Source organism: Streptomyces chilikensis, assembly GCF_001642695.1.
GTDB lineage: Bacteria > Actinomycetota > Actinomycetes > Streptomycetales > Streptomycetaceae > Streptomyces > Streptomyces chilikensis.
The window spans coordinates 48,789-59,742 of sequence record NZ_LWCC02000142.1; the positions used below are offsets into that span (position 1 = coordinate 48,789).

Annotated in this window: 10 protein-coding genes; 4 read left to right on the top strand and 6 right to left on the bottom strand. The window is 72.2% G+C overall.

Annotated features, from left to right (window positions below; genetic code table 11):
• The 3 genes from A2U95_RS27615 to A2U95_RS27625 all read right to left on the bottom strand — a co-directional run.
• Positions 1-474: hypothetical protein (locus tag A2U95_RS27615; RefSeq protein WP_420857063.1), on the bottom strand; the 474-nt coding region annotated here is incomplete at its 3' end.
• Between the two features lie 28 nt (positions 475-502).
• Positions 503-3,340, bottom strand: coding sequence for a DNRLRE domain-containing protein (locus A2U95_RS27620; RefSeq protein ID WP_166027976.1), 2,838 nt, complete (start codon positions 3,338-3,340; stop codon positions 503-505).
• A 453-nt stretch (positions 3,341-3,793) separates the two neighbouring features.
• Positions 3,794-4,531 (bottom strand): hypothetical protein, encoded by a 738-nt coding sequence (locus tag A2U95_RS27625; RefSeq protein WP_166027978.1) that lies wholly within the window; start codon positions 4,529-4,531, stop codon positions 3,794-3,796.
• A 407-nt stretch (positions 4,532-4,938) separates the two neighbouring features.
• Here A2U95_RS27625 and A2U95_RS27630 point away from each other — a divergent pair, with 407 nt between their 5' ends.
• The 4 genes from A2U95_RS27630 (at position 4,939) to A2U95_RS27645 (ending at position 7,909) form a co-directional block, all read left to right on the top strand.
• Positions 4,939-5,643, top strand: a complete 705-nt coding sequence (locus A2U95_RS27630; RefSeq protein ID WP_166028401.1) for a GNAT family N-acetyltransferase — start codon at positions 4,939-4,941, stop codon at positions 5,641-5,643.
• Between the two features lie 217 nt (positions 5,644-5,860).
• A complete protein-coding gene (locus A2U95_RS27635) occupies positions 5,861-6,280 on the top strand; it encodes a hypothetical protein (RefSeq protein WP_166027980.1) in 420 nt (139 codons plus the stop codon).
• Positions 6,281-6,589: 309 nt separating this feature from the next.
• A complete protein-coding gene (locus A2U95_RS27640; protein ID WP_240958243.1) occupies positions 6,590-6,883 on the top strand; it encodes a hypothetical protein in 294 nt (97 codons plus the stop codon).
• A 150-nt stretch (positions 6,884-7,033) separates the two neighbouring features.
• Positions 7,034-7,909, top strand: coding sequence for an alpha/beta fold hydrolase (locus A2U95_RS27645; protein WP_166027984.1), 876 nt, complete (start codon positions 7,034-7,036; stop codon positions 7,907-7,909).
• Positions 7,910-8,182: 273 nt separating this feature from the next.
• Here the strand turns inward: A2U95_RS27645 and A2U95_RS27650 are convergent, their stop codons facing one another.
• From A2U95_RS27650 to A2U95_RS27660, 3 genes are all read right to left on the bottom strand, one after another.
• Positions 8,183-9,217, bottom strand: a complete 1,035-nt coding sequence (locus A2U95_RS27650; RefSeq protein WP_166027986.1) for a cation diffusion facilitator family transporter — start codon at positions 9,215-9,217, stop codon at positions 8,183-8,185.
• 947 nt (positions 9,218-10,164) lie between these two features.
• Positions 10,165-10,476 (bottom strand): cyclic nucleotide-binding domain-containing protein, encoded by a 312-nt coding sequence (locus A2U95_RS27655; protein ID WP_166027988.1) that lies wholly within the window; start codon positions 10,474-10,476, stop codon positions 10,165-10,167.
• On the bottom strand, positions 10,473-10,925 hold the full coding sequence (locus A2U95_RS27660) for a MarR family transcriptional regulator (RefSeq protein ID WP_166027990.1): 453 nt from the start codon (positions 10,923-10,925) through the stop codon (positions 10,473-10,475). The genes A2U95_RS27655 and A2U95_RS27660 overlap by 4 nt, the downstream gene beginning before the upstream one ends.
• Positions 10,926-10,954 lie beyond the last annotated feature (29 nt).

The following is a 10,954-nucleotide window of genomic DNA, read 5'->3' on the forward strand; positions in this document are numbered from 1 at the left end:
GTCCTTCACGCGGACGCGCCAGCGGTAGGAGCCGTCGGACAGGGTGCCTTCCGGTACCTGGAGGGCGGCGTCGTGGCTGGTGTCGCTGGTGACCTGGCGGTGCAGCGCGGGCTTGCCGGCTGCGGTGTCGATCTCGAAGGTGACCTTGCGGCGGGGGCCGGGCCGGGCGGGTTCGACCGTGCCGGGCGGGGCGACGGACTCCAGGGTGGCGGCCAGGGTCGGGCTCCCGGTGGTGACGACCGGGTTCCCGGCCGGGTCGCCGCAGAACTGGAAGCCCGAGTACGAGTCGTTGGAGATGCGGGGGGCCTCCGGGGTTCGCAGGAGCCGGTCGTCCGCGGCGGCCGTGGCCGGGGCCCGTTCGGCGGACGCGGCCGCGAAGGCCAGCGGGGCGGCGACGGCGCCGACGGCACAGGCCGCGACGAGGGCGACGGTCGTCCGGCGGGTGCCCCGGCGGGGCTGGGTGCGCGTACCCATGTCGGTGTTCTTCCTTCTCATCGGCCGGCTACTTCACGGACAGCGTGTGCTCGGGGGCCTGCGCCTGGACCTGGGTGCACCGGTAGGAGTTCCAGCGGTGTTCGGCGACGAGGCGTTTGCCCACCTCCTGGCAGCCGGCGAGGTTCCGCAGGGTCTCGTAGGCGGTCCAGTCCGCGGCGGTGTTCGGCTTGAGCCTGTTCGCCACCGCGTGGGCCGCGGCGTCACCGCCGGCGGTGACGCCGTCGGTGCCGTCCCAGCGGTAGTGGACGCCGAGCCAGACCCGGCCGACCGCGTTCTCGGTGGCGGCCTCGGAGATGGTGGTGAAGGTGCGGGTGACGCCGAGGGCGTTGGGGTCCTCGGTGGTCGCCGTCCAGGTGACCTGGTCCGTGCCGAACCAGGCCTGGGTGGCCTTGGACCAGGCCCCGGCGAAGGTGGCGTGGCCGGAGATGTAGGCCGGGAACGGCGGGGAGAAGTGCTGGCCGTTGCGGTCCTGGGAGAGCGGCTGCCAGTTGGCGTCGGCGGTGGTGTTCGCGTTGCCGTCGCCGTCGAGGCGGATCGCGCTCTCCGGACGCCACAGGTCGATGTCCGTCCGGTACTTCTGGTCCCAGGCGACGATCGCCGCGTCCGCCATGGCGAAGGCGGTCAGCGCGAAGAGCTTGGCGTTGCCTACCGTGGTGGTGCCGTGCTGCCGGGAGAGGATCTGGGTGTGCTCGAAGAGCTGGCCCGGGGGCTTGTAGGTCATGTCCAGGTCGTTGGCCCAGAACAGTGCCGCCTTCGTCTGGTCGGCCGTACGTTCCGTGGACTCGGCCCCGCCGAGGCCCTTCACGTCGTTGACCTGGTCGGCGTACGCCTGGCTCGGCAGCAGGGTGCTCATCTGCGTGTGCCCGGCCGGACCGGCCGAGCGGAACTGCGTGCTGCTCGCCATGCCGAAGGGCTTGACCAGACCCCACTGCGGGGTGGCGCCGTTGCCGCTCCCGGTCGGCCGCCAGTGGCCGGGCTGCGTGGAGCCGGTGTACGGGGCGACGGGCGCGGAGCCGTCGTCCTGCCGGGCGGCGATCATCGCGGCGGCGGCCTTCTGCCCCACTTCGGTACCGGCCGCGCGCTGGGAGGCGGTGACGGCGGCGGGGATGGTGGAACGGGCGGCGGCGATCTCGTCGTCGAAGTTCAGCGTCGGGTGGAGCGACCGCAGCACCTCGAAGGCGGCGTGGTCGATGGCGCTGTTCACGTCCGGCAGGGCGCCGTTGGAGGCCGTCGCCTTGACGAGGTAGGGGTCACCCAGGCACTTGAGCGCGCCCTCCGCGCACCGCGCCGAGTTGGCCGCGTCGTAGATCGCGCCGTGCATCATCGCCCCGGCCCGGGCCAGCGGCCCCGGTGCGCCGCCGACCTGGCGGAAGGTCTCCTGCAGGACGTCGTTCCAGTAGACGACGTGGTCCTTGACCGGGTCGGCCGGGGTCTCGTAGGTGACGAGGATCGACGGTGCCGTGCTGGTCTGCGCGGAGGCGAAGATCTTGAAGGCGTTGACGTCGTTCTCGTCGGTCGCCCGCAGGCCGACGGTGTCGACCGTGTTCGTGGTCTTCGACCACTGCTTCACCAGGGAGGTGATGTCCTCCGATATCCAGCGGGGGCCGCAGTCGGTGTGGCCGTGGGTCTGGGTGGAGGAGGTCACCTTCGAACGCCACGAGGGCTGGTTGCCCCACCGGGTGGCGGACGACGCGGTGCCGGTGTCCCAGATCTCCCAGGAGTGCGGCGTGCAGTTGTCCGCCCAGGTGGCGAAGAGGTTGAGCTCGGCGTTGAGGACGTCCTGTCCGGTGACCGAGGAGTGGCGGGGGAAGTTGATGAAGGAGCGGGCCTCGCCCTTCTGCCACTCCCGGCCCACGCGCAGGTCGGCGCCGGCCGAGAAGTCGGCCGTGTCGCCGTTGCGGACGTAGGTGTCGAAGTCCGTGCCGAAGTACACGGCCGGGTCGATGGTCACCGGATAGCGCGTCGCCTTGTCGGCGAGGAAGCTCCGGTCCGCCCGCACCCGCAGGTCGAAGCCGCCGGCGCGCTCGGTCACGCCCAGGTCGACGCGGGCCGCGCGGGCACCGGGCGCGTTCTCGCCGCCGGCGCCGGCGTCCCACATGTACGGCGTGGACCCGCGTCCCACGCGCTCGCCGGTGCGCGGGTCCGTCAGCGCCAGCGTCTCGTCCGCACCCTGCCGTGCCGTGATGCCCTCGGTGCGCACCGGGAGGGTCAGGTCCGCGGCCCGTTCCGCCGCCTTCCGGTCCTCCACGACGAGGTACTGCTCGAAGCCCGTGCGCGTGGCCTCGACGATCAGGTCGGTGCCGGGAAGGACGTCGTCGTACGTGGCCTTCGCCCCCTTCAGGCGGGGCTGGGGCAGAGCTCCCTTCCAGCCGAGCGCGAGCTCCTTCCCGCCCCGGCCCAGGACGGCGAGGTCACCGCCCGAATCACCGGTGCGGCCGGCCAGGCGCAGGCCGCGGGGATGGGCCTTCGGGCCGACGGAGCCGTCCGCGTTCTTCACCAGTGTCAGGTCGACCCGGACCCAGCGGCCGTTCTCCTTGAACCGCACCGGCCCCGCGAAGGACTCGACCGACATGGTCCCGTCAGGGTTCGCCCACGAAGTGGTGCTCTCCGTACGGGCCCCCACGACCTCGATGCGCCGCCCCTGGGCCTGCGCGGTGAGACGCGCGTTCACTTCCTCCTGCGGGGCCGCCGGCTTCACGGCCCGGGGCGAGGGTTCGGACGCGGCGGCGCCCGGTGCGAACGACAGCGCGACGGCCGTCTCGGCGAGGAGGACAAGAGCGAGGGGAAGGGCCAGGGACCTGCCGCGCCGTGCCGGTTCGCGGGACCGGCCGGTGGATCTGTGCACGCCGTACTCCTTTTGATCAAGAGGAAACAGACGCACGGAATGCTCACAGCCGCTTACGCGGCGTGTCCACGACTTGTCGTGGAAGGGGGCGTGATCATCCCGACAACGGAACCAGGAACTCCGTCGGGAATCGGGCGGTTCCCCGGCCAACGGCATCACGCCGGGGCGTTCACCCCACCGACTCCCATCACGGCCCTTGGCCGAAAGCCCGGCGAACCAGTGCTCGACGAGCACGGAGCCGTGCGCGACGCACCCGTGCGACGTGGGCGGCGGTGGCGAACAGGGGCCGGGCGGGGAACCGTTGTCCCCCGGAGCGGCGGGTGTTCGCCCCGTTCGGAGGCGGGTCCCGCGGAGTTGGTGGACCGGCCTCCGTGCCGTGGACCGAGGCCCGTCGCGGACGTCACGGCAGTGCCCGCGGCCGCGGGTCACGGCCGCGGGGAGTCCCTCCGTCCCTCACCGCGGTCGCATGAGGTCCAGGTCCTCGCCCCACGCGTCCAGCACCTCGCCGTGTCCGGCCTCCCGGGCCGCCGCCTCGACACGGGCGAACAGGTGCCGCTGCGGGGACGGGTCGCCCGTCGCCGAGACGCGGTCCACGGCACGGAGCAACGCGTCGGTGTCCCAGCCCGGCAGTGGATGCCGGGCGAGCTCCCACTCCAGGTACTTGTTGTAGGGGCGGGGGCGGCGGTCGAGGGCGAACAGCAGCTCGAGCAGGAACCGGATGCTGTCGGCGGCGTCCAGGCGGGCGGCGAGGACCTGGCCGTCCCTGTGGTTCTTGACGGAGCGGTAGAGCGAGTTGGCGTAGGCGTCGAGCAGGCCACCGGCGTTCCGGAACGCCTCGTCCGCGTCCAGGCGCGCCTTGTCGGCGAGGATGCGGGCGATGCCTCCGTCGAGCCGGTCGAGCACGACCCGGGCGCGGGCGAGGGCGTAGCGTTCGAAACCGGGCATCCCGGCCGCGCGGAACCCGGTGAGGGAGATGACGACGAGGTCCAGCCCGGCGGTCCGGTGGCCGGCGAACCGGGTGAGGCCGGCCGTGGCGCCGTCGGCGAGGACCACGTACAGGTCGTGGTCGGAGTGCCGGGTGCTCATGCCGTCGTGGGCTCGGGACCCTTTGAGGACGAGGCCGACGACGGCCGGATCGGCGGCGGCGAGTTCGACGAACGCGTCGTAGGTGAGGGGCTGCTGAGCAGTCATGGTGCTGATCTCCGCTGGGGTGACGACGGGCATGCCTGCCGGGGCGGCCCCTGTCGGAGAGGCGCCCCGCACCGTCTGCGGCCGCACGGGGCCGCAGCCCAGGAGATCAACGCACAGCCGGACCCTACCTCCGGCCGGACCGTGCGTCAGGGCATTCGGGAGACGAGGGCAGCCCGTACGAGGTCTGAGCCGTGCCTCCGGCGTACCGCGGGACGGCCGTGGCCCTCAGGACGGTGGGGGGACACGCGCTCCCCGTCCCTTCGGCCGCACGCTCCCGAGCCGCCCCGCGGACGCGGGGGCGACCGGGCACCTTGCGGTTCCGGCGTGCGACGGTGTCCAGTGCCGTGGAAGGCACGGCATCGCCGAGGACCTCTCGACCACCGCCCCACCAGCGAAGGAACAGCATGATGACGAACGACGACGACCCGGTGCTCGACGACCCGGTGGGTCAGTCGCTCGGCGGCCGGCACGCGCATCTCGCCCGACGGCTCGGCCGGGCCGCCACCTACCTCACCGAAGTGGCGACCTTCTCCTCCGTGTCCGCCGACCCGGACGAGGAGGACTGGAGCGACTTGGCCCGGCTGCTCGGCCCGGGCGCCTTCGCCGACATGTTCAACTGCCCGGCCGCTCCCCCGCCGAGCTGGGAGCCGGTCTTCAGCCTCGAGGGCCGTCAGATGGTCTGGCCGGGTGACGGCCGCCCCGGCCGGCCGGGCTCCGAGCCCGGCACCGGCGTGGTCGAACTGGGCGCCGACAGCGTGCCGGAGATGCTCGATCTCGTCGCCCGGACCGAGCCGGGCCCTTTCCGGCCGCGTACGCGTGAACTCGGCACCTACCTGGGTGTCCGGGTGGACGGGGTCCTGGTGGCGATGGCCGGGGAGCGCCTGCGCCCTCCGGGCTGGACCGAGATCAGCGCCGTCTGCACCGCTCCCGAGGCACGCGGGCAAGGCCATGCCGCCCGCCTTGTCAGCGCCCTCGCCGATCGCATCGTGGCGCGTGGTGATCGTCCCTTCCTGCACGTGGTCGAAGCGAACACCGGCGCGATCGCCTTGTACGAACGGCTCGGCTTCAAGACCCGCGGGCCGGTCACCTTCCGAGGTTTCCGGGTCCCGTGACGTTCCGCGCCGGCGGCCGGCATCGGCGGTCCGCCCGAAACGGCCGTCCGACGGTTCGCCGGCCATGCGACACGTCACCGGTTCCGGGGGCTGCTCCTGCCGCCGGAGCGGGTGCCGCGGCGCGTCCGGGCAGAACCCGCGAAGGTCCGGACCGCCTTCCGCGTCACGTCCGGCAGGGGAACATGGGGGAGGTGGAAGCCGAAAGGTGGTTGTGGACATGACGGAGGCTGCACACCGGCCGCCCGCATCGGCGGGACTCGAAGCGGCCCTCCGGTCGCTGGGCGTGGCCGACCCCGTGCCGCACGAGCGGTGGGACGACAACGGCTGGGTGGCGGACTGGGGCGGTGACGTCCACGGTCACGACGTGTACGTCCTCCTCATGGGCGCCCACAACCACCCCCGCAGCGCACGGCTCATGCTGGACGACTTCATGTTCGAGGACGTGCGCGCGGAGCACGTGGAGGAGCTGGTGCGCAAGGCGTTCAGCGGTGACGCCCGGGTGACTCGGCACCGCGTTCTGCTCTCCAGGCGGCTCGTCCTCGGAGTTCGGGCCGGATCGACGGAGTACTCGGCGAGCGTGAGCGGCGATCGCACGGACGATCTGCCCACCTGGGCGAGGCCCCTGGCCACGTCGTAGAGGGGCGGCCCGGGATCTGGCCGGACACCGGATCCCCGGCTGCCACAGCAGGCCTTGGCAGCCGGACAGGCCGTGATCCCGCGGCCGATGGCCATGCCCCTCAGCCGCCGCCTCGAGCGGACCACGGTGCAGCCCGTCGCCGCGACGTGATCGACGGCCTCCCTACGCTGCGCCCGGACTCGTTCCGCATCACCGACGGTCTGCCGTCATGGTGCCTGCCGTTGCCGAGTCGGCGCCGGGCCGGTAAGTCCGGAGCGGAGACGGTTGAGGGGCGCGGGGCACTCATGCGAACTGATTATGATCTTGGCCATGTCTGTGCAGAGTTCTGAGAAGGCCCCTTCCCGTAAGCAGAGGCTTCAGGAGAAGCAGCGTCGCCAGTTGGCCGTGGTCGACACCGTGGACAAGACCGAGGCGAAGGTCCGCAAGGCGGAGTTCGAACTGGCTGTCGCCGTCGCCGAGGCGGTGCAGGTGTTCGGCGACGAGCAGTCCGCCTCCGAAGCGCTCGACATGCCGATGGAGGCGCTCCAGCGCTTCCTCGGCATGGCGCGGGAGGAAGCGGCCGACACCGAGCCCGACGACGACGCCGCCGCCGGCACCTCCTGAGCCCGGGACCTGTTCGTCGGTCGATCTCGTGGTGGGCCGTGGAGGGGTAACGGACCGGGGAGGTCGATCGGCTCATGTACGAGGAGGGAACCTCCCCGCTCGCTGCCGCAACCGGTGGTGGGCGGTGGCCGGGACGGCACAATACGGATCATGGACCATGGCGTGAGGGAACCGACGCGGCTGGGACGGACCCGGATACCGGACGGCCGGTTGCTGGGATGGGCGGAATGGGGACCGGCCGACGGCACCCCGGTGCTGTTGTGCCCGGGGGCGGCCACCAGCAGGTGGCTCGGTTTCGGCGGCGACGTCCTCGGCCCGGTCGGGATCCGGCTCATCAGCGTGGACCGGCCCGGCCTTGGCGCATCGGATCCGGCTCCCGGCCGTTCCCTGAGGGACTGGGCCGCCGACATCCGGCATCTCCTCCGGGAGCGGGCCCTGCACGCGCCGTCAGCGGTGGGGTTCTCCCAGGGGGCGCCGTTCGCCCTCGCCCTGGCGGCGGACGGCCTGGTGAGCGCGGTGGCTGTGGTGTCCGGCAGCGATGAGCTCGCCCATCCCCGCTTCGCCCGCTCGCTGCCCTCGCAGGTGAGGGAGATGGTGGACGCCGTCGCGGCCGACGCGGAAGCGGCTGAGGCCTCCTTCGCCGGCTTCGGCAGCGCCGACAGGCTGTGGGACCTGGTCATCACGACGAGCACCGGGGCGGATCGGGCGGTCTACACCGACCCGGTCTTCCAGCGGGCGTTCCGGCGGGCGATGGACGAGGCGTTCAGCCAGGGCCCGGCGGGCTACGCCCGCGACACCGTCCTGGCGATGGGCCGCTGGCCGTTCGACCCCGCCCGCATCCCCGTCCCGGTCGACCTCTGGTACGGGCAGCAGGACACCAGCCCGGTCCACTCCCCTGATCTCGGTGAGTCGCTCGCCCGGATGATCCCGACGGCGACCCGCCACCTGCTTCCGGCCGCCGGTGGGTCCTTGCTCTGGACACACGCCGAGGCGGTCCTGCGCACCCTGCTGGCCCACGTCCGGTGACCGTGGTGGAGCGGGAGGGCCCGAGCGGGGATGCACGGCACGCGGCCTGACCGGGCGGCCCGCCGGGCCGTCCTGGCCACCGCTGTCGCCCTGTGCCGCCCGCACCGGGCGTTTCCTGCCCGCAAGCAGCCGGCTTCCCGACCGGCCGCACTCGTCACGACGGCGGGCCCCCGGGATTCATCCCGGGGGCCCGCCGTCGTGCGGTCCGCCGTCAGGCGCTGGGCACCGTGCCCGCGTCGTCATGCCCTCGAGCCGCGTGCGGCTCCGAGAGCCTCAGTGCTCGTGCGGCGTCGGCCGGTGGACGGGGCCGTGGGCCTCCGCGCAGTGGGAGGCGTCCCTGGCGGACAGCAGGTCACGGCCGTCGGGCAGGTCACCCGCGAACACCGGGACGGGGGCGTGGTCCACCTGGAGGGTGGAGTGCGTGATGCCGTGGTCCCGGCGCAGGAGGTCCTCCAGGCCGCGGCGGACGCCGTGGCAGTCTCCGCCCGGCTCGACCAGGACGTGGGCGGAGAGGGCGGGCTCGCCCGACGTGATCTGCCAGACGTGGAGGTCGTGGACCTCGACCACACTCGGCTGGGCGGCGAGCTCGTCGCCGAGGGCGTCAGGGTCGACACCGGCGGGCGCGGCTTCGAGGAAGACCCGGGCGGATTCGCGGAGCAGCCCGTAGCCCGCCTTGAACATGAGCGCGACGACGACGAGTGTGGCGATGCCGTCGGCGCGGGCGAATCCGGTCAGGAGTACGACCAGGCCGGCGACCGCGGTGCCGATGAAGGCGAACAGGTCGTTGAGGATGTGCTGGTAGGCGCCCTCCACGTTGAGGGAGGAGCGGTTGGCCTTGGAGATGCACCAGGCCGCCGCCACGTTCACCACGATGCCGGCGAGGGCGGTGACGAGTACCAGGCCGCCCTCGACCTCGGGCGGGTCGATCAGGCGCTCCACCGCCTCGTACGCCAGCCAGGCGCCGAGGAGCAGCAGCGTCAGACCGTTGGCCTGGGCGGAGAGGATCTCGGCGCGCTTGAGGCCGTAGGTGAATCCGCCACGGGCCGGGCGGGCGGCCAGCCTCATGGCGATCAGCGCGAGGACGATGGAGACGGCGTCCGTGAGCATGTGCGCCGCGTCCGAGATCAGTGCCAGGGAGCGGGCGATGACACCGATGACGACCTCGATCGCCATGAAGCCCGTGATGAGCGCGAGGGCGATGGTCAGCCAGCGCCGGTCGGCGTCCGCCGAGACCCCGTGCGCATGCCCGGCGTGCCCGTCTCCGCCGTGTGCGTGCCCTGGACCGTGCTGGTGTCCGTGACTGCTCATGGTGCCGCCTTCCCCCTCGCGACGAGTGGTCTCGGGCACAGTGAAACGCACGCCCGCCCCATTCGCCAAAGGCTGCACCGGTGACCGTTGTCATCTCCCATAAGAGGGCTCTGACCTGCGGAAATGTTCTGATCACCGGGAGGCGGGCGGACGGTGCCGCAGCGAACGCCGCGCGGTCCACGACCCACCGGCAGCAGGGTCGGCAGGCTGCTCACGACACCGGCCGGTGTCCTGCTCCCCCGCCCTTCCCTCCGGACGCGGGGGGGACGTGCGGAAGTCCGCATCCGCTGCGTACGCGGTCCCCGCGAGGAGCCGCCTCCCCGGCGTCCGGCTTGCCGCGCGGTGCACGGGCGGGCGGGCCGGCCGTCCTGCCGGTGTCGCAGCTCGCCCCTCACGTGGCCTGCTCGCTGCCGGGTGCCCGCTCGGCGACGGCCGAGCAGGACGGGCCCGCCGGTTCGCCGTACCGGGTGCTCGGCGATGAGGTGCCAGCCGGCCTCCCGCCGGGGCCGTGGTGGCAGGCCATCCGGTGACCTTGCCGCTCGGCGCCCGCCTGCTGGGACTCCCCGAGCGTCTGACATCCCCCGGGTTGACCGAACGGCAATGACGACGTTCCTGGGGGCGTACCTCATTGACGTGACGTACATGAGGTGCGTTCACAGGAACGCCCGGATCCGGCGGGCGGGCGGCCGTCCGCCCGGCGTGATCATGCCGTGGGCGTCCGATGTGGACGAGGGGCGAGGCGGGCGGCACGGCCCTCGCCGCCGTGCGACACCTCCGGAGAACGCGAGCCGCCCCCTGCTCTCGGCAGGGGGCGGCTCGCGCGGACGCCTGCGGTCCGTCCAGTGGGTCCCGGATCCCCACCCGCATGAACGAAGGGGTCATGGAGGACGTTCTGGGAACCGCACCTCATTGACGTGACGTACATGAGGTGCGTTCGTCAGGACGGGTCACGTCGCGCGGCGAAGGGGGACGACGACGTTCTCGCCCATCCTGCGGGGGTCCAGTCTGTAGTACTTGATGTGCCCGAGCTTCTCGGTCTCCTCCAGCCAGCCGGCCTCGATGACCTGCTTGCGGGTGCGGGAGAAGACGGGTGGTGCCATCCCGACGAGCTTGGCGAGGGTCGCCGCGGTTTCCAGCACCGCGCCGGACCGGTCCGTCGGATGGAGTGCGTAGAGCATGACGACGAGGCGCTGGTTGGCGGTCATACCGACCGTCTTCTCGAGCAGTTCGAGGTTCTTCTGCTTGTCGTTGCTGGTCACTGGGCCTCCCACCGTGCAGGAACGTTGTCGTCGAATCCGGGGATGTCCGGGGGGTTGCACGTCTTCACCGCTTCACGCTGTTCGAGCCCCGTTCCATGGAACGCGATGTACGGGCTGATGCGATAGAAGTTGTAGTTGCCGATCCTTCCGCGCACGATCAGGATGCGGTGTTTGGCCAGCTTCCTGTTGATTTTCCCGACGGCGTCGGCCGACATTCCCACGCGCTTGGCGATGTCCGCCCCAGTGGCTCTGAGCGGCTCGAGGCCCTCCGGTGACACACCGATCCACCAGAGCACGAGGAACTTCTGACTCGGCGTGAACGCCTGGGACTCGGTGATCGCCTCGACCCGCGCCTTGTCGACCTGCGTGTGCCTGCCGGAGAAGGCGTACGGCGCGTAAGGGATTGCCTCGCCGGTCTCGGCATCAACCAGTCTGCGTACTGCTCCCACGGGCCCTCCGTGCCGAGGCATTCATGGAT